General features: G+C 66.1%; 15 protein-coding genes. 12 read left to right on the top strand and 3 right to left on the bottom strand.

Translation table 11 applies throughout. The features are described from left to right. Positions 1-20 precede the first annotated feature (20 nt). The 7 genes from JOE69_RS06045 (at position 21) to JOE69_RS06015 (ending at position 10,674) form a co-directional block, all read left to right on the top strand. Entirely contained in the window at positions 21-731 is a 711-nt protein-coding gene (locus JOE69_RS06045) for a hypothetical protein (RefSeq protein ID WP_296363977.1), read from the top strand. Next, positions 728-5,209 carry a type VII secretion EssC family protein gene (locus JOE69_RS06040; RefSeq protein WP_309796955.1) on the top strand — a complete coding sequence of 1,494 codons (4,482 nt, stop codon included), beginning with the start codon at positions 728-730 and terminating at the stop codon, positions 5,207-5,209. Before JOE69_RS06045 ends, JOE69_RS06040 begins: the two co-directional genes overlap by 4 nt. Positions 5,210-5,371: 162 nt before the next feature. Further along, positions 5,372-5,644: a hypothetical protein gene (locus JOE69_RS06035; protein ID WP_296363979.1), complete on the top strand. Its 273-nt coding sequence runs from the start codon at positions 5,372-5,374 to the stop codon at positions 5,642-5,644. A 106-nt stretch (positions 5,645-5,750) separates the two neighbouring features. After that, positions 5,751-8,012, top strand: a complete 2,262-nt coding sequence (gene ligA, locus JOE69_RS06030; RefSeq protein ID WP_309796953.1) for an NAD-dependent DNA ligase LigA — start codon at positions 5,751-5,753, stop codon at positions 8,010-8,012. Continuing rightward, a complete protein-coding gene (locus JOE69_RS06025) occupies positions 8,005-8,856 on the top strand; it encodes an inositol monophosphatase family protein (protein ID WP_309796951.1) in 852 nt (283 codons plus the stop codon). Before ligA ends, JOE69_RS06025 begins: the two co-directional genes overlap by 8 nt. Before the next feature lie 4 nt (positions 8,857-8,860). Next, entirely contained in the window at positions 8,861-10,036 is a 1,176-nt protein-coding gene (locus JOE69_RS06020) for an AAA family ATPase (protein WP_309796949.1), read from the top strand. Next, positions 10,036-10,674: an alpha/beta hydrolase gene (locus JOE69_RS06015; RefSeq protein ID WP_309796947.1), complete on the top strand. Its 639-nt coding sequence runs from the start codon at positions 10,036-10,038 to the stop codon at positions 10,672-10,674. Before JOE69_RS06020 ends, JOE69_RS06015 begins: the two co-directional genes overlap by 1 nt. A gap of 15 nt (positions 10,675-10,689) precedes the next feature. Here the strand turns inward: JOE69_RS06015 and JOE69_RS06010 are convergent, their stop codons facing one another. Next, a complete protein-coding gene (locus JOE69_RS06010) occupies positions 10,690-10,911 on the bottom strand; it encodes an RNA-binding S4 domain-containing protein (protein WP_296363984.1) in 222 nt (73 codons plus the stop codon). Positions 10,912-11,044: 133 nt separating this feature from the next. Between JOE69_RS06010 and JOE69_RS06005 the strand changes: the two genes are divergently transcribed. The 5 genes from JOE69_RS06005 (at position 11,045) to JOE69_RS05985 (ending at position 16,384) form a co-directional block, all read left to right on the top strand. Further along, positions 11,045-12,004: a DMT family transporter gene (locus JOE69_RS06005; protein WP_309796945.1), complete on the top strand. Its 960-nt coding sequence runs from the start codon at positions 11,045-11,047 to the stop codon at positions 12,002-12,004. A gap of 111 nt (positions 12,005-12,115) precedes the next feature. After that, the gene (locus JOE69_RS06000) at positions 12,116-13,138 is read left to right on the top strand and encodes a lactonase family protein (RefSeq protein WP_309796943.1); all 1,023 of its coding nucleotides are present in this window, start codon (positions 12,116-12,118) and stop codon (positions 13,136-13,138) included. 159 nt (positions 13,139-13,297) lie between these two features. Next, positions 13,298-14,686, top strand: coding sequence for a glycine--tRNA ligase (locus JOE69_RS05995; RefSeq protein WP_309796941.1), 1,389 nt, complete (start codon positions 13,298-13,300; stop codon positions 14,684-14,686). Beyond that, positions 14,686-15,678 (top strand): GNAT family N-acetyltransferase, encoded by a 993-nt coding sequence (locus tag JOE69_RS05990; RefSeq protein WP_309796939.1) that lies wholly within the window; start codon positions 14,686-14,688, stop codon positions 15,676-15,678. The genes JOE69_RS05995 and JOE69_RS05990 overlap by 1 nt, the downstream gene beginning before the upstream one ends. Positions 15,679-15,805: 127 nt before the next feature. Beyond that, positions 15,806-16,384, top strand: coding sequence for a M15 family metallopeptidase (locus JOE69_RS05985; protein WP_309796937.1), 579 nt, complete (start codon positions 15,806-15,808; stop codon positions 16,382-16,384). Between the two features lie 88 nt (positions 16,385-16,472). Here JOE69_RS05985 and JOE69_RS05980 read toward each other — a convergent pair whose 3' ends face one another. Further along, on the bottom strand, positions 16,473-17,282 hold the full coding sequence (locus tag JOE69_RS05980) for a lysophospholipid acyltransferase family protein (RefSeq protein ID WP_309796935.1): 810 nt from the start codon (positions 17,280-17,282) through the stop codon (positions 16,473-16,475). Beyond that, positions 17,282-18,109, bottom strand: coding sequence for a DUF1295 domain-containing protein (locus JOE69_RS05975; RefSeq protein ID WP_309796933.1), 828 nt, complete (start codon positions 18,107-18,109; stop codon positions 17,282-17,284). The genes JOE69_RS05980 and JOE69_RS05975 overlap by 1 nt, the downstream gene beginning before the upstream one ends. Positions 18,110-18,113: the final 4 nt, after the last annotated feature.

Raw genomic sequence — 18,113 nt, 5'->3', positions numbered from 1 at the left:
GACCCGCGCAGGAGGTTGGCATGGCCGGATCTGAACTCAGCATCGATTTCTGCGGCGAATGGTACGAGCCGGCGAAGACGGAGGCGTTCAACATCGGCCGGGAGGGCGACCTGGAGGTCGACGACAATCCTTACCTGCATCGGAAGTTCTTGCAGATCGCGCACTACGACGGGATCTGGTGGCTCTCCAACGTGGGCAGCATCCTGTCCGCGACGGTGGCCGATGCGGGCGGCGGCATGCAGGCCTGGCTGGCGCCCGGGGCCCGGATCCCGCTGGTGTTCGGCCAGACCAACGTGGTCTTCACCGCCGGGCCGACCACCTATGACTTCTCCGTGCACCTGAAATCCCCGTCCTTCAAATACCAGAGCAACGAGTTCGACGCGGTGGGCGACACCACGATCGGTCCGGTGGTCTTCACGGATTCGCAGAAAGCGATCATCGTGGCCCTCGCTGAACCGATGCTGCGTCGCGAGGGCACCGGGTTCGCCGCGATCCCGTCTTCGGCCGAGGCCGCGCGGAAACTGGGCTGGGCCCTGACCAGGTTCAACCGGAAGCTGGACAACGTCTGCGACAAGTTGGACCGGGTGGGCGTGGTGGGCCTGCGCGGCGGCGGCGGGAAGCTGGCCACCAACCGCCGGGCGCGCCTGGTGGAGCACGCGATCACCTCGCATCTGGTGACCCCGGACGATTTGCCCCTGCTGGAGACGATGAAAGGCCTCGACGACGCATGAGGATCAGATTGACGCTCCGGCGGGATCCCGAGCCGAAGGACCTGGCGGTCACCGTCGACGGCCTGGCCACCGTCGGGGACATCGCGGCGGAACTCTTCGCGGCCGATCCGAACCGCCGGGGCACTGCGATTCCGGAAAACCTCACCCTGCAGGTCGACCAGGCACCGATGGCCGGCGGCAATGTGCAAGGGCGCGCATTGGACCCGGCGGGGAACCTGCTGGAGTCCGGGTTGCGGCCCGGGTCCACGGTTTCACTTACCCGGTTGAGCCGGGACTTCACCGCGCCCGGGCAGGACCGCGGCCCGGCTGCGGCGACTTTGCGGGTGCTCGACGGGCCCGATGCCGGCCGGGAGTTCTCGCTGCCGCTGGGCACCAGCTACATCGGCCGCGACCGCAACGCGGACATCCGGCTCAGCGACCCGATGATGTCCAAACGGCATGCCCGGATCACCGTGGCGGACAGCATCGAGATCGCCGACACGAACTCCGCGAACGGCTTGGTCATGGACGGCTCGCCGGTGGGCCGGGCGGTGCTGGGCCCCAACGACGAGATCAGCTTGGGCGACACCAGGATCAGCGTGCTCGCGATCGGCCGGACCGGTGGCGACGCCTTGGCCGGTCCGTTGGTCGAATTCAACCGTTCGCCCCGGGTGGTGCCGCATTTCGGGCCGGCCGAGCAGAAGATCCCGGAAGGCCCGCAGCGGCCGCAGCCGCAACGGTTCCCCGCGGTGATGCTGGTCTCGCCGTTGTTGATGGGCGGCATCATGTTCGCGGTGACGCAGAGCATCTTCAGCCTGGTCTTCGTGATCATGATGCCCTTGATGCTGATGGCGACCTGGCTCGATCAGCGGATGCAGGCGAAGAAACTCCTGGCCCTGGGATCGGAGCAGTTTTACGGATCGCTGGAGGTCTTCCACGAACAAGTGGGCACCTTGCAGCAGGTGGAGCGCGCGGTCCGCAGCGCGGAGAGCCCCTCGGTCGCCGAGACCGTGGACGCGATCTACAAACTCGGTCCGTTGCTCTGGACGCACCGGCCGGAGCACCCGGCCTTCCTTTCCCTGCGGTTCGGGCTGGGCCGGCAACCGAGCCGGATCCCGATCAATGCGCCGACCATGAACAACACGGTTCCCGAATTCCAAAAAATCATCGACGACACCGCGAACGAGTACGCCTTCATCGAGGCGGTCCCGGTGGTTTCCCAGTTGCGCAGCGCCGGGGCCCTGGGCTTGGCCGGACGCCGGGAAGTGCTCGACGACGTGGCCCGGGGCATCGTGCTCCAAGCGGTGGGCCTGCATTCGCCGTCGGAACTCGTGGTCGCCGCGCTGGTCGGCACCGAGTCGCGGGAACGCTGGAACTGGTTGCAGTGGCTGCCGCACGTGGGCTCCCCGCATTCGCCGTTGGCCGGAGACCACTTGGCTGCCGGATCGGGGGCCGGGGCGATCCTGCTGGCCAAACTCGAGGACCTCCTGGTCGCCCGGGGCGGAAACCTGGCGGCGAATTCGGCCGCCCTGCGCGGGCCGGTGGAGAACCCAGCCAAAGCCCGGCCGGGGGAGCGCACCGCCGCCGCCGATCCGGGGAAGCGGCTTCCGGCCCCGGTTCTGCCTTCTGTGCTGGTGCTCATCGAGGACGACGCCAAGGTCGATCGCGGCCGGCTCACCAGGCTGGCCGAATCCGGCGCCGACGTCGGCATCCATGTGATCTGGCTGGCCGGCTCGCTCGCCGCGCTGCCGGCCAGCTGCCGGGATTTCATGCAGGTCGACGGCGAGGCCGGCACCACGAGCGGCCAGGTGCGCTTGGGCGAACTCAGTTACCCGGTCAGCTGCGAAAGCGTCGATGCCGCGCTCGCCGGCCAATTGGCCCGGATGCTGGCTCCGGTAGTGGACGTGTCGAAACCGGTGGACGACGACTCCGATCTGCCGCAGGCGGTCTCCTGGGCGAGTTTGGCCGGTCTGGAGATCGTGGCGGAGACTTCGCCGATTGCGGACCGCTGGCAGGAGAACAACTCGGTGGCGGCGACTGCGGTGGCCAACCGCAAACACCAGGGCTCGCTGCGCGCGCTCGTCGGTTCCAAAGGCGTCGAACCGATGTACTTGGACTTGAAAACCGAAGGCCCGCACGCGCTGGTCGGCGGCACCACCGGTGCCGGAAAGTCCGAGTTCCTGCAGTCCTGGGTGCTCGGCATGGCGGCCGCCTACAGTCCGGACCGGTTGACCTTCCTGTTCGTCGATTACAAGGGCGGCGCGGCCTTCGCGGATTGCGTCAAGCTGCCGCACACCGTGGGACTGGTCACCGACCTTTCGCCGCACCTGGTGCGCCGCGCATTGACCTCGTTGCGTGCCGAACTGCATTACCGCGAGCATTTGTTCAATCGGAAAAAAGCCAAGGACCTGTTGGCGATGGAGCGCGAGGCCGATCCGGAGACTCCGCCGTCCTTGGTGATCGTGGTCGATGAATTCGCCGCCTTGGCCACCGAGGTGCCCGAGTTCGTCGACGGCGTGGTCGACGTCGCGGCACGGGGCCGCTCGCTCGGCCTGCACCTGATCCTGGCCACGCAACGGCCGGCCGGCGTGATCAAAGACAACCTGCGGGCCAACACGAATATGCGGATCGCGCTGCGGATGGCGGATATCGACGATTCGCGGGACATCTTGGGCGATCCGATGGCCGCCTACTTCAGCCCGACGATTCCGGGCCGGGGCGCGGCGAAAACCGGTCCGGGCCGGATCCAGGGCTTCCAGACCGGCTATGCCGGAGGCTGGACCACCGGAGTGCCGCAACGGCCCAAGATCGACATCGTGGAAATGGATTTCGGCTCCGGCGTGCAATGGGAACAGGAGCTTCCGCAGGCCCCGGCGGCCGAGGACTCCGGGCCCAACGACATTGCCAAGATCGTCGGCAATATCTCTTCCGCCGCGGTCGAACTCGGCATCAAGCCGCCCCGGAAACCGTGGATGGAGGAACTGGCGACCACCTACGATTTCTCCCTGCTGCCCAACCCGCGCACCGACGAACGGCTGATGCTCGGGGTGCTGGACGATCCGGCGCACCAGGCGCAGCCCGCGGTGTTCTACGAGCCGGACCGGGACGGCAACATGGCGATCATCGGAGCTTCCGGTTCAGGCAAATCCGCGGCATTGCGGACCATTGCGATCGCCGCGGCAATCACTCCGCGCGGCGGGCCGGTGCAGGTTTTCGGCATCGATGCCGCTTCCAACGGTTTGCAGATGCTCGAGCAGCTGCCGCATGTCGGCGATGTGGTGGCCGGCGACGACCAGGAACGGGTCGGCCGGTTGCTGCGCTACTTGCGCAAAGTGCTGGATGAGCGCACCGAAGCCTTTGCCGCGGTCCGGGCCGGCAGCATCGCCGAATACCGGGAACTTGCCGGAAAACCGGATGAGCCCCGGATGATCCTGTTGATCGACGGCTTGGGCGCCTTCCGGGAGACCTATGAATACCGAACCGGGATGACCCAGTTCGAAACGTTGCAGCAGATCGCCACCGACGGCCGGCCGATGGGCGTGCACGTGGTGGTCGCGGGGGACAGCCCGCGCTCCCTGCCGCCGTCGTTGGCCGCGTCGATCCAGCAAACCCTGGTGCTGCGGATGGCGGCTACCGACGACTACTTGAATCTCGGCGTGCCGCGCGACGTGCTTTCGCCGACCTCGCCGCCGGGCCGGGGCTTGCTGGGCGACCGCGAAGTGCAACTGGCGATCTTCGGCGGCAACGCGAATCTGGCGCTGCAGGCGCGGCAAGTGGAGAAGCTCGCGGAGTCGATGCGCCGGCAGGGCGTGCCAGAAGCGCCGGGGGTGCTCGCACTGCCGGAGAACCTGGATCTCGAAGTGCTCCCGCCGGGCGGCCCGGGTGCCGTGGTGATCGGGCTGGACGACTTCAACCTGGCCCCGGCGTCGGTGCCGAGCTCGGGTGCGCTGATGGTCACAGGACCGCCGGGTTCCGGCCGGACCACCGCTCTGGTGACCCTGGCGGAAGGCTTGAAGAAAAGCTCGCCGCAGACGCTCCGGGTGTATCTCGGGGCCCGGCGTTCGGCGATTTCGTCGCTCCCGGTCTGGGACGAGGCCTTCGACACGCCGGCCGTCGTGGACGAGCAACTGGCCAGGCTCACCGAGTTGGCGCAGGGTAGCGCCGACGCGGTGGCGTTCTTCATCGAAGGAGTCACCGAATTCACCGATTCAGTGGCCGAGATGAACCTGGTCGCGCTGATCAAGGACGCGGTCAAGTCCGGCCAATGGGTGGTCGGCGAGGCGGAGAGCTCCACCTGGTCCGGCGCCTGGAACCTGGCCGGCATGTTCAAAGCCGGACGCCGGGGAGTGCTGCTCAACCCCGGGGACATCGAAGGCGACACCCTGATGAACACCTCGCTGGGCCGGGTGCAGAACAAGAAGTTCATCCCGGGCCGGGGTTTCATCGTGGGCCGCGGCAAGGCCTTCAAGGTCCAAGTCGCGAACACCTTGGACCGCTGAACCGCCCGGTCTGCTGCGAGGCGGAATCCGGCATGGATAGATCTCCCCATCGACACTGTGCAGCGGCTCTTATAGATTCGTATTAGTCGCTCGGTTGGATTAGCCGATCGGGCAAGGATTCACTGGAAATTCCAGCGTTTCGCATGATGAAAGGTGATACCAATGGCTGAAGGACTCATCGGCAACGATCCCGATGCGATGAACAAACTGGCGGCGCAGATGAAGACCGCTGCCGAGACCATCCGCAACGCGGTGTCCGGCCTCGACGGACAGGTCAACGGGGTTGCCTGGAACGGCCCGGACGCCCGCCAGTTCAAGGGCACCGACTGGCCGGCCAGTTCCAAGCGGTTGATCGCCATCGCGACTGACCTGGACACCACCAGCACCGTGATCACCAAGCAGGCCAGCGACCAGGTCGCCACCTCGGCGAACTAGCCGCAATGCCCGGAGCACGGGCTACCCGCACCGATCGAAAGGCCCGCAACCATTCCGGTTGCGGGCCTTTCCGCGGATCGGCCCGGCGCGGGATTTTGTCGGTGCGATGCGGCAAGATGGTGCTGTGAGCAAAGCAGAACCCGAGTCAGCCCCGGTGGTCCCAGCGGAAGCCCTGCGGGACGAATACGACAAACTCGTCGCGGACGTGCGCCGTTACCGTTTCGCCTACTACAACGAAGCCGAGTCGCTGGTTTCCGACGCCGAATTCGACCTGCTGTTCCGCCGGTTGGAGGAAATCGAGGCGCTGCACCCGGAACTGGTCAGCAACGATTCGCCCACCCAGGAAGTGGGCGGCGAGGTTTCCGCCGCCTTCGCCGCAGTGCAGCACACGAGCCAGATGTACAGCCTGGAAGACGTGTTCTCGCTCGAGGAGCTCGAGGCCTGGGTGGCCAAAGCCTCGGCCAATGCGGAAAAGCTCGCCGCCGGACTCCTGGCCGTCCGGCCGCTGCGTTGGCTCACCGAATTGAAGATCGACGGCCTGGCGGTGAATCTGCTCTACCGCAACGGGACCCTGGTCCGCGCCGCGACCCGGGGCGACGGGATCACCGGCGAGGACATCACGCACAATGTGCTCACGATCAAAGAGGTGCCGCGGCAATTGCACGGCGAGAATCTGCCGGAAGAGGTCGAAGTCCGCGGCGAGGTGTTCATTGCCTCCGAAGATTTCATTGCGCTCAACGAGCAAATGGTGGCTGCGGGCCGGGCCCCGTTTGCCAATCCGCGGAATTCCGCGGCCGGTTCGCTGCGCCAGAAAGACCCGGCGGAAACCGCCAAACGCCCCTTGAGCATGCTGGTGCACGGCATCGGGGCCCGGACCGGCCTGGAGGTCGGCAGTCAGTCCGAGGCCTACGCCTTGCTGAAAGCCTGGGGGCTGCCGACCAGCCCGTACTTCAAGGTGTTCAGCAGTTATCCGGAGATCCTCGACTACATTTCGCACTACGGCGAAAACCGGCACGGGCTGCTGCACGAGATCGACGGCATCGTGATCAAGATCGATGACTTCGCGGTGCAGAACGCTTTGGGCTTCACCTCCCGGGTGCCGCGCTGGGCGGTGGCGTACAAATACCCGCCCGAGGAAGTCCACACCAAACTTCTGGACATCCTGGTCAACGTCGGCCGGACCGGCCGGGTCACCCCGTACGGGGTGATGGAGCCGGTCAAGGTCGCCGGGTCCACGGTGGAAATGGCGACGCTGCACAATCAGGACGTGGTCAAGGCCAAGGGCGTGCTGATCGGGGACACCGTGGTGCTGCGCAAAGCCGGTGATGTGATCCCGGAGATCGTCGGCCCGGTGCTGGCCTTGCGTGATGGCACCGAGCGGGAGTTCGTGATGCCGATCGCGTGCCCGGCATGCGGAACCCCGTTGGCGCCGGCCAAAGAGGCGGACGTCGACATCCGTTGCCCCAATGCCCGGTCCTGCCCGGCCCAACTGCGCGAACGGGTGTTCCATCTGGCCGGCCGCGGCGCGTTCGACATCGAAGCCCTCGGTTGGGAAGCCGCGATTGCGCTGACCCAACCGGCCGAGCCGGACCAGCCGCCGGTCAGCAACGAGTCGCAGATTTTCGCCCTGCGGCCGGAAGACCTGGCGCAGGTCCGGATCGAACGCGAAAAAAAGAGCAAAGGCGTGCGGACCGGGCAGATCGAGCTGGTTCCGTACTTCTACTCCAAAGGAACCGAGAAAAAGCCTTCTGAGCCGACGGCCAATACGGTCAAGCTTTTCGCCGAGTTGGAGAAGGCCAAGAGCCAACCGCTGTGGCGGGTGCTGGTGGCCCTGTCGATCCGGCACGTCGGGCCGACTGCCTCGCGCGCCCTGGCGACGGCCTTCGGTTCGATGGCGGCGATCCAGGCCGCCAGCGAGGAGGAGCTCGCCCAAGTCGACGGCGTCGGGCCGACCATCGCCAGCGCCCTGATCGAATGGTTCGCCGAGGACTGGCACCGGGAAATCGTCGAAGCTTGGGCTGCCGCCGGAGTCCGGATGGCCGATGAGCAGGACGAGTCGGTGGCCCGCACCTTGGCCGGTCTGACCATCGTGGTCACCGGGTCCTTGCAGAATTTCAACCGGGATCAAGTCAAAGAGGCGATCATCATCCGGGGCGGCAAGGCTTCCGGATCGGTCTCCAAGAACACCGATTTCGTGGTCGCCGGGGAAAATGCCGGAAGCAAGCTGGAGAAGGCCGAACAACTAGGAGTCCCGGTGCTCGACGAGGCCGGATTCGAGGCGCTGCTGCGCAACGGCCCGACGACTGCCGAGGCTGGGGACGCGGCCGAACCGGACGGATCGAGCGAAGGAAGCGAAACCGATGTCTGAGGCAACAGCAGGCGAACTCCTGGGACTCGCCAGGGACGCTGCGGCTGCCGGGGCCCAGGTCCTGGCCGAGCGGGATCCGGCGAAGTTCTCCGCGAATATGAAGAGCGGCGATGCGGATTGGGTGACCGACTTCGACCTGGCCGCAGAACGCGCGGTGCGCGAAACCATCCTGGCGGCACGTCCCGATGACACGGTCACCGGGGAAGAACTCGCGCCGACGATCTCGCCCCAGGCGTCCGGATACCGCTGGTCGATCGACCCGCTGGACGGCACGATGAACTTCATCCGCAACATCGCCTACTACTGCACCTCGGTGGCGGTAGCCGGCCCGGAGGGCCAGTGGCTGGCGGGGGTGGTCGCGGCACCGGCTTTGCGGCGGACCTATTTCGCCAGCCTGGGTGGCGGCGCCTGGGTCGAAGAAATGCGGCCGGACGGCAGCCTGGCCGAACGTGCCCTGGACGGGCCGCGGCAGCAACGCACCGGTCGGCTGCTTTCCACCGGGCTCACCTACGAGCCGGAGATCCAGTCCAGGCTGATCGCGGAACTGGAAGGCCGGATGGCCGGGTTCGGCGACTTCCGCAGACTCGGTTCGGCGGCGTTGGAGTTGTGCGCGATCGCGGACGGGGGTCTGGACGCCTACTTTGAATACGGGCTCAACGAGCATGATTTCGCGGCTGGAGCGCTGATTGCCCGGGAAGCCGGGGCTTGGGTGCGTACGCCGGAATTGAGCTCGGCGTTGCATGGACTGCCGCCCCGGAGCGAGACTTTGGCGGCCTGGACTGCGGCTGCGGTCCCGGGCCTCGCTGGCAGTTTCACCCCAGCCGAGACCACCCCGGGCGAATAACCCCGTGATCAGCACGCTCGCGGTGCACAATTTCCGTTCGGTGCGGGAACTGGTCCTGGACCTGCACGGACTCGACGTGATCACCGGCGCCAACGGCAGCGGGAAATCCAATCTGTACCGGGCGCTGCGCCTGCTCGCCGATTGCGGCAGCGGCACCGTGGTCGGATCGTTGGCCCGGCAGGGCGGACTGGGTTCGGTGCTTTGGGCCGGTCCGGAGTCACTGAGCCGATCGATGCGCGAAGGTGCGGCCGAGGTGCAAGGCACGGTGCGCCGGGAGTCGGTGAGTTTGCGGCTGGGCTTCGCCTCGACGGACTTCGGCTACCTGCTGGACCTCGGGTTGCCGACGCCCAGCCGCACTGCATTCGGCCGGGATCCGGTGATCAAGCGGGAACAGGTCTTCGCCGGGCAGATGGCGCGCCCGGCTGCGGTGTTGGCCGACCGGAAAGGGGCAGTGGCCAGCAGCCGGGGCGAGGACGGCGTCTGGCAGGAGCTCAGCCGCAGCCTGCGACCGCAAGAATCCATGCTCAATGAGGTCGCCGATGCGCAGCTGGCGCCGGAACTGCGCCGGGTCCGGAGCATGATGCGCGCCTGGCGTTTCTACGACCACTTCCGCACTGATCCGCAAGCCCCGGCCAGACAACCGAAGGTGGGCACCTGGACCGAGGTGCTCAGCGATTCCGGCGATGATCTGGCCGCAGCGCTCCAGACGATCATCGAGGCAGGCAATGGGGGCCGTTTGGCGGCAGCCGTGGACCGGGCGTTTCCGGGTAGCAGCGTCGGTGTGGAGGTCTCCGGCGGAAGTTTCCACACCACCCTGCGGCAAGCCGGCATGCTCCGGGCACTCAGTGCCGCCGAACTCTCCGACGGCACGCTGCGTTACTTGTTGCTGTGTGCCGCACTGCTCACGGTCCGGCCGCCGGAACTGATGGTGCTCAATGAACCGGAGACTTCGTTGCACGCCGAGATGCTGCCCGCGGTCGCCGAGCTGATCGTGGATGCCTCGAAACACTGCCAGATCATCGTGGTGACCCATTCCGCGGCTTTGATCAATGGGTTGCAGGGCGCCGGATCGGTGCACCGGCACGAATTGCGGAAAGAGCTGGGCGAGACCGGGATTTCCGGCCAAGGCCTGCTCGATGCGCCGCCGTGGACCTGGCCGGTCCGTGGCAGGATGGGATGATGACGTCCTCGAACGAACCTGTACTGCTGTGGTCGAAACCGGAATCGGAACGGGCAGGCACGCCGCTTTTGGTGTTGCTGCACGGTTACGGCGCCAATGAAGCCGACCTCTTCGGGCTGGCGGAACAATTGCCCGCGGAATTCACCGTGGTTTCGGTCCGGGCCGGGCAATCAGCCGGTCCTGGCTACGCCTGGTTCCCTTTGCAGGCTGATCTGGCGATTGAGCCGGAATCGGTCCTTGAGGCAACCAGAGCGCTTGATGACTGGCTCGAATCGGTTGCCGGTGAGTTTTCTTCAGTGACCCTGCTCGGTTTCTCGCAGGGCATGGCGATGGCAGTTTCATTGCTACGGCACCGACCCGGCCGGTACGCCGCCGTCGTCGGGCTTTCCGGTTTTGTCGTGACGCTCTCCGATCCGTACTTCAAGGACGCTGGGCTCGCCTCGGCGAAAACACCGTTCTTCTGGGGTCGGGATCAGGCCGATCCGGTATTGCCGCAGCCGCTGATCGAAGTGAGCAATGAATGGCTCAGCCAGCACACGGAACTGATGAAAGTGCTCTACACCGGCATGTGGCACGGCATCTGCGAGGCGGAAATCGGGCACATCGTTGAGTTCTTGCGGGTCAAAGTGCTTGGCTGAGCAGCGCTCGGCCGGTCAGCCGGCGCTGACCCGGATCGATTGGCCGTTCAGGCTGACCACGGAACCGGGACGGATCTGCGCGCCACGTCGGCTTTCGATCTGCCCGTCGACTTTGACCAGACCGTTTTCGATGAATTCCTTGGCCTGGATGCCGTCCTCTGCCAGACTGGCCAATTTGAGCAGTTGGCCCAGGCGGATGGATTCGTCGCGGATCGGGATTTCTTCGATATCGGGCATGTAACCATGATGCCCGATATTTGCGAACCCGGGGCGCCAGGGTAGAGACTCGGTTCTGTCGGGCAACCGCTGAACGCCCACGCGGGCTTACGGGCAGCTTCGGCAGACCACTCGGAAGCCAGGCAGGAAGTGGATGGACCAGCACAGAGTACCCGTTCTGCTCGGCATACCGCTCGCGGTGCTGGGCGGGCTCGCCGTAGCCGGCCAAGGCCGGATCAACGGCGCCCTCGGTGCCCGGCTCGATGACGGTCTGGCCGCAGCCGCGATCAGCTTCGGCAGCGGCCTGATCCTGATCCTCGCGGTGTCTTTGGCCTCACCTTCCGGCCGCTCCGGGTTGCGCGCGATCGGCCCGGCGCTCAAGGCCCGGAAATTCCCGCGCTGGTACGTCATGGCCGGTGCCGTCGGGGCGTTTTTGGTCTTGACCCAGGGCTTGACCGTCGCGGTGATCGGCATCGCGCTGTTCACCGTGGCGCTGGTCACCGGGCAGAGCCTCAGCGGGTTGCTGGTGGACCGGTTGGGCATTTCGCCGGCCGGCAAAAAGCCGATCACCGGCATCCGGGTGATTTCCGCGGTGTTGACCATTGCGGCAGTGATCTGGGCGGTTTCGCCCCGCTTTGCGCAAGCCGAAGATGCCAGCCACTGGCTGTTCCCGGTGTTGCTGCCGTTGGCGGCGGGCTTCTTGATGAGTTTCCAACAGGCGATGAACGGCATGCAGAGCCTGCATTACGGGACCCCGCTGGCGGCCACCGTGATGAACTTCGCCGTCGGGGCGGTGATCTTGTTGCTGGCCTGGCTGGTCAAAGTCTGGATCAGCGGGGTCGGCAATCCACTGCCCGGCGAATGGTGGTACTACCTGGGCGGCGCACTGGGCTGTTTCTTCATCTGCTTGAGCGCTTGGCTGGTCCGCGGGCTCGGCGTCCTGCTCACCGGCTTGGGCATGATCGCCGGGCAGCTGCTGGGTTCACTGGCTCTGGATCTGATCGTGCCGACGCCGGGAACGGTGATCGCGCCGGCCACCTGGCTGGGCACGTTGCTGACCCTGCTGGCCATGGTCCTCGCGACGCTGCCTTGGCCGCGCAAGCCGCTGCGCTGATCATCTAGTCGCCGAGTGGCCAGATCTGCACTTTATGACCTCGGTTTAGCCGGCCGATCTGGCCACTCGGTGTTGCCGGCGCGAGGTTGTTCCGGGGGATAGTCTGGGCGGATGGAACTCCTCGTCGGCTCATACACTTCCGGCTCCAATCGGGGCCAGGGAATCAGCGCGGTCCCGATCGGCGAGGACGGCTTGCTCGGCCGGCCGCGATTGCTCGCCGAAGTGCCGGACCCGTCCTTCCTGGCTTTGGCCGACGACGGCGTCTATGCGGTGTTGGAGCGTGGAGCGGGCCAGGTGGTGATCTTCGAGCGCGATGCCCATGACGGCTCTTTGGCGCTGGTGGCGGAGTCCCCGGAGATCGGGGCGGACCCCTGCCATCTTGCCCTGCTGTGCGGAGGCCGGATCATTGCGGCCAATTACACTTCCGGCTCAGTGGTACTGCTGCGCAGCGCCCGGGGGCTGGAGCCGCAATGCACACTGCAACTGACCGGCTCCGGGCCGATCGCCGAGCGGCAGGAAGCCTCGCATGCGCACCAAGCCGTGCCGACCCCGTACGGCACGGTCCTGGTTTCCGACCTCGGTTCGGATTCGGTGCGCGAGCTGCGCCCGGGCGACGAGGCCCTGCCGGAGGAAGCGCTGATCCGACTGCCGCCGGGCACCGGCCCGCGGCATCTGGTCCTGCGCCGCGGCGACTCGGCGGATCAGCTGTTGGTGGTCGGCGAGCTGGACGGCGCGCTGCATGTTTTCAGCCGGGCCCGTCGTGAGGCCGCAGGCGGTTGGCAGTATGCGGGCCGGACACCGTTGGCCACCCGGGAAAGCGTCGGGAAAAGCTATCCGGCGCATATCGAACTTTCCGCAGCTGCGGATCTGGCGTATGTGAGCGTGCGTGGCCAAGACCAGATCAGTGTCTTCCGGTTGGCTGATCCGGCGGGCGGGAACTTGCCGGAATTGATCCAGGAGACACCGACCGGTGGCGCCTGGCCGCGGCACTTCGCCCTCGGCAGCGGAGTGCTTTACGCGGCGAACCAGAAATCGGACAGCATCACGGTGTTCGCGGTGCTGCCGGACGGCATGCTGGGCGGAAAACAGCAGGAAATCGGCATCGGCACCCCGGTGTGTCTGCAGATCGGCTGACGTCGGTCCGCGTCCGGCGGGACAAACCCGGGGCTCCGGCGCCGGACTTCAGGCTTGACCGGATCGCCCGGTAGGCTTCAGACGTGTATATCTGAAATATACGAATAACGCCTCACGCGTTCTGCATCCAGCCGTCCGCCTAGCCCAGGAGTGACCACTATGGCCGCCAACAAATCCGCCCTCGATCCGATCATCTCGCTGGCCAAGCGCCGCGGGTTCGTCTTCCAGGCCGGGGAGATCTACGGCGGGTCCAGGTCGGCTTGGGATTACGGGCCCTTGGGCGTGGAGCTGAAGGAGAACATCAAGAAGCAGTGGTGGCAGACCTTCGTCCGCGGACGCGGCGATATGGTCGGCCTGGATTCTTCGGTGATCCTGCCCACCCCGACCTGGGTCGCCTCCGGGCACGTGGAGACTTTCACCGACCCGTTGGTCGAGTCCCTGCACACGCACAAGCGTTACCGCGCCGACCACTTGATCGAGGCGTACACCGCCAAGCACGGGCACCCGCCGGAAAACGGCCTGGCCGACATCAAGGACCCGGACACCGGCCAGCCCGGCAATTGGACCGAGCCGCAACTCTTCTCCGGTCTGATGAAGACCTACTTGGGCCCGGTGGACAACCAGGAGGGCTTGCACTACTTGCGTCCGGAGACTGCGCAGGGCATCTTCACCAACTTCAACAACGTGCTGACCACCTCGCGGAAGAAGCCGCCGTTCGGCATCGGACAGATGGGCAAGGCGTTCCGCAATGAGATCACGCCCGGAAACTTCATTTTCCGCACCCGCGAGTTCGAACAGATGGAGATCGAGTTCTTCACCGCCCCGGCCGAGGCCGATGAGTGGTTCAAGCATTGGGTGGAGGCCTGCTGGGATTGGTTCGTGGACCTGGGCATCAACCCGGACCACATGCGCAAATTCGACGTGCCTGCCGAAGACCGGGCGCACTATTCGGCCGGAACCATCGACGTGGAGTACAAGTTCGGTTTCCAAGGCTCCGAATGGGGTGAGCTGATGGGCATCGCGAACCGCACCGACTTCGATCTGACCAACCATTCGAAGGCCTCCGGGACTGAATTGAGCTATTTCAACCAGGCCACGAATGAACGGTTCACGCCCTACGTGATCGAGCCGTCCTTCGGCTTGACCCGGTCCATGATGGCGTTCCTGATCGATGCGTACACCGAAGACGAGGCCCCGAACACCAAGGGCGGAGTGGACAAGCGCACGGTGCTCAAACTCGATCCGCGGCTGGCCCCGATCAAGGCCGCCGTGCTCCCGCTCTCCCGCAACGAAGACCTCTCGCCGAAAGCGAAGGACTTGGCCGCGGAACTGCGCAAGTACTGGAACATCGAGTTCGACGACGCCGGCGCGATCGGCCGCCGTTACCGCCGGCAAGACGAGGTGGGCACCCCGTTCTGCATCACGGTGGACTTCGACACCCTGGAAGACCAGGCAGTGACCATTCGGGAGCGCGATTCGATGAGCCAGGAGCGGGTTGCTCTGGACCAGGTGCGCAGCTACCTCGCGACCCGGCTGCTGGGGGCATAATGGCCTTGAAATACCGGCCCTGGCGGGAGGGCGACGAGGCGGAACTGCTGCAGATCTGGGGTGATCCGGAAGGCCAGCAGAACGGTTGGTACCGGCAGACCCTGGGGCCGAACAACGACGGCGGCAACGGAGCACGCTGGAAGCGCTGCATCGTGGCCACCGACCAGGGAATCCCGGTCGCCGCCGGCATGGTGATGGAGCAGGAACTGCATGGCAGCCGGCTTTCGGCATACCTCGAGGTAGCCCGGGACCACCGGCGGCAAGGGGTCGGCGCAACGCTGTTGACGATGCTCCGGCACGAGGCCGGGCAAGCCCCGAGCGGGGTGCGCGAACTGACCGGGAAAGTCGACGCAGGCACCTCCGGAGCGGGCTTCGCCCAGGCCGTCGGTGCCGCAACGGTGCAGACCTCGCGCTTGATCCAGATCGATCCCGGCGTCTTGTCCTTGCCCCGATTCCAAAAAACCGATGACCAGGCAGACGAAGAGGCCGGTTCCGACGTGGTGCAGGATCTGGCGACCGGCTCGGTGGAGCTGACCGACGTCGTCGGGCGCTGGTACCAAGCGGTGCACCAAGACTGGAGCCCCACCGGGCAGCTCAGCCCGGGCACGGTGCAATCCTATTTCCTGGCCGACGCCACCGGGGCGCAAGGCGCGATCGTTTTGCGGGCCGAGCCGGAAAGCGCGTTCGGCGGAGCGGCGAAGCCGAGCAAACGGGGCCGGATCCGGGCCTTCGCGGTGAGCTATGGCCAGCACGCCCTGACCGACACCCCGGATGATCCGGCCGCCGACGTGTTCGTCGGCTGGGAGCCCCAGCTGGCTGCCGATGACGCAGCGGCGGCAGTGCGCGACCTGGTTTCGCTGCTCGCGTACCAGCACCCGGTGGTGCTCGAGGTGGACAGCTCGATGCTGCCGTTGACCGACCTGGTCGAGCCGCTGCTGGTTGCCGGAAAAGCCCGCGGAGTCGGCGACGAAACCCGCATCGTGGTGCTCTGAACCCAGGTTTCCCGGGAGTTTGCCGGGAACCTGGTGCAGACACGCGATCGCCTCTTGACGCGGCCCGGCTGCTTCGGGCAGATTTGTGCTGCTCGTGGTTGGGGGTCAACCCAGGAAAGGCACATCCGTGCATCAAGAAACCGGTCGCCCGGATCAGAAAAACCCGATCATTTCCCGGCGTAGCGCGGTCCGTGGTGCAGCGGCGATTCTCGCTGCTGCCGGATTCGGTGTGGTTGCCGCCGCACCGGCACTCGCCGCCACTTCGCAGAACGGCTGGCCGGCGGCCAAGGATACTCCGCTGCAAAAGCTGACCGTCGGCGCCGCGAGCTTCGCGCCGGGCGTACGCAAGGGCGATGTGCATACGATTCTGGGCTATGTGGCCAGGCGGTTCAACAGCGAAGTCGAAAAACTCGTGAAGGACACCTGTTGGGGCTTCGCCTACCGCGACATCAGCGGCAGCACTGACCTCTCCAACCACGCCAGCGGCACCGCGATCGATTGCAACGCGCCACAGCACCCGCTGGGCAAAGCCGGGACCTTCAGCGCCGCGCAGGTCAAAGCGATCCACAAGATCATCGCGGACTGCAACGGCGTGGTCCGTTGGGGCGGCGATTACAACGGCCGCAAGGACGAAATGCACTTCGAAATCAATGTGCCGCCGGGCAATGCCAAAATCGCCGCCCTGGTCAAGAAGATCAACGGCTGAGCGCGCTGCTCCGACGCGGTGTTGCACGACGACTGAAGTCAGGCCCCGGGCCTGGTCCAGGCCCGGCGCTCAGCCGTCTAGCTGCGAGTCAGCTTCTGCGTCCGCGGGCCACATCGTGGGCGTCGGCTTCGGCTTGTTCCTGGACCGTCATGGCACCGCCACCGGCCGCGGCGGGCATCCACCAGGCACCGGGCTCGGGCGTCTGCGGATAATCGGCGATCGCCGCATCGATTCCGGATTGCAGCCGGGCGCGCAGCTTCTCGGTTTCCGCTACCGGGTCGGCATCGATCGCCGGATTGATCGGTTCGCCGATCCGGACCCGGATCGGCATCCGCCAGGATTTGAAGGGCTTGAAGCCGTGGCCGCGGGTCATCAGCCGGTGCGCACCCCACACCGAGATCGGGATGATCGGGACGCCGGCTTCCGCGGCCATCCGGACTGCCCCGGTTTTGCATTCGCGCACCGTGAAGGAACGGCTCACCCCGGCTTCCGGCAGGATCGCGATGTACTCGCCTTCTTTGAGCTTCGCCACGGCTTGCAGATAAGCATCACGACCGGCTTTTTTGTCCACCACGACATGGCCGGCGGCGGAAATCGCCGGGCCGGCGAGCCAATGGTCGGCCGCGCCCTTGTGGATCAGGTAGCGCATCTGCACTTTGGCATGCCGCCACATGACCAAGGAGGCCACCGCGAAATCCAGGTAGCCGAAGTGCGTGATCGCAATGACCGCGCCGCGTCCGGGAATCGGCTTGCGGGCCTTGCCTTCGATCGGATCCGGGGTGGGCAGGTTCTCCAGCCCTTGCACTTGGACGTCAATCTGGAACAGCCAGCGCAAAAAGAGTCCGGTTCCGACGATGCTGCGGTAGAAGGTGTTGTTCGGGGCTGGGCGCCAAGGCATTAGAGCTCCTTAGTGGACGGTCGCGGCGGCAGCGGGAAGAATCCGCTGGTGGTCTCCAAATATTCACGGTAGCCGGGCCGGCCGGACATCCGGGCTTCGGTCAACGGCTTTCCGGTTTTGCCGGCCAGGGCCCAGATCATCAGAACCGGGGAGAGGATGGTCAACACTCCGGGCCATGAGTCGGCGACGACCAGGAACAGGCCGACCCACACGGCGGCGTCGCCGAAGTAGTTCGGGTGCCGGGTGTAGCGCCACAGCCCGGTGTTGAGCACGGTCCCGCGATTGCCCGGATCGGCTTTGAATGCGGCGAGTTGCGCGTCGCCGACCGATTCGAAGCCCAGCCCGATCAACCAGACTGCGACCCCGAGCCAGGCCAACCAGCCCAGTGTTCCGGTGCTGAACATGCCGACCTGGATGGTGAGCGAAACGAAGAACAGCACCGCACCCTGGGGCAGGTAGACCCGGGTCAGCGCGTAGCGGTTTTTCGATCCCGGGGCTTTGGAGAGCAGTGCCTCGTAGCGCGGGTCCTCTTTGCCGTCCCGGGCGCGCCAGCCGATGAACCCGGCCAATCTGAGCCCCCAGACGCCGACCAGGAGGAGCAGCAGCAGCCGGCGTCCGGCGTCGGCCCCGGCAGCCGAGGAAGCCGCGAAGCTGACCGCCGCGACGACGACGAAACCCATCGCCCAGGCGACATCGATGACGCTGTGCCGTTTCTGCACCAGGGCGATCCCAAAAGTCACGCCGAGCACTGCGGCCACGCCGAGCGCGCTCCACAGCAGATTGAGTGCGAAAGCCCCACCGGGGAACTCCGCTGCGACGTCGAACATGTTC

Source organism: Arthrobacter russicus (genome assembly GCF_031454135.1).
GTDB classification, from domain to species: Bacteria; Actinomycetota; Actinomycetes; order Actinomycetales; family Micrococcaceae; genus Renibacterium; species Renibacterium russicum.
Note: the sequence above shows the minus strand (reverse complement) of the source record. Positions and strands in the feature narration are given on the sequence as shown.

Excerpts from the sequence above, each read along its gene's own strand:
- JOE69_RS05995 (WP_309796941.1), top strand. The coding sequence starts at position 13,298 with ATGGCCGCCAACAAATCCGCCCTCGATCCGATCATCTCGCTGGCCAAG.
- JOE69_RS05980 (WP_309796935.1), bottom strand. The coding sequence starts at position 17,282 with ATGCCTTGGCGCCCAGCCCCGAACAACACCTTCTACCGCAGCATCGTC.
- JOE69_RS06035 (WP_296363979.1), top strand. The coding sequence starts at position 5,372 with ATGGCTGAAGGACTCATCGGCAACGATCCCGATGCGATGAACAAACTG.
- JOE69_RS06010 (WP_296363984.1), bottom strand. The coding sequence starts at position 10,911 with ATGCCCGATATCGAAGAAATCCCGATCCGCGACGAATCCATCCGCCTG.
- JOE69_RS06040 (WP_309796955.1), top strand. The coding sequence starts at position 728 with ATGAGGATCAGATTGACGCTCCGGCGGGATCCCGAGCCGAAGGACCTG.
- JOE69_RS06000 (WP_309796943.1), top strand. The coding sequence starts at position 12,116 with ATGGAACTCCTCGTCGGCTCATACACTTCCGGCTCCAATCGGGGCCAG.
- ligA (WP_309796953.1), top strand. The coding sequence starts at position 5,751 with ATGCGGCAAGATGGTGCTGTGAGCAAAGCAGAACCCGAGTCAGCCCCG.
- JOE69_RS05990 (WP_309796939.1), top strand. The coding sequence starts at position 14,686 with ATGGCCTTGAAATACCGGCCCTGGCGGGAGGGCGACGAGGCGGAACTG.
- JOE69_RS06025 (WP_309796951.1), top strand. The coding sequence starts at position 8,005 with ATGTCTGAGGCAACAGCAGGCGAACTCCTGGGACTCGCCAGGGACGCT.
- JOE69_RS06005 (WP_309796945.1), top strand. The coding sequence starts at position 11,045 with ATGGACCAGCACAGAGTACCCGTTCTGCTCGGCATACCGCTCGCGGTG.
- JOE69_RS06045 (WP_296363977.1), top strand. The coding sequence starts at position 21 with ATGGCCGGATCTGAACTCAGCATCGATTTCTGCGGCGAATGGTACGAG.
- JOE69_RS06015 (WP_309796947.1), top strand. The coding sequence starts at position 10,036 with ATGACGTCCTCGAACGAACCTGTACTGCTGTGGTCGAAACCGGAATCG.
- JOE69_RS05975 (WP_309796933.1), bottom strand. The coding sequence starts at position 18,109 with ATGTTCGACGTCGCAGCGGAGTTCCCCGGTGGGGCTTTCGCACTCAAT.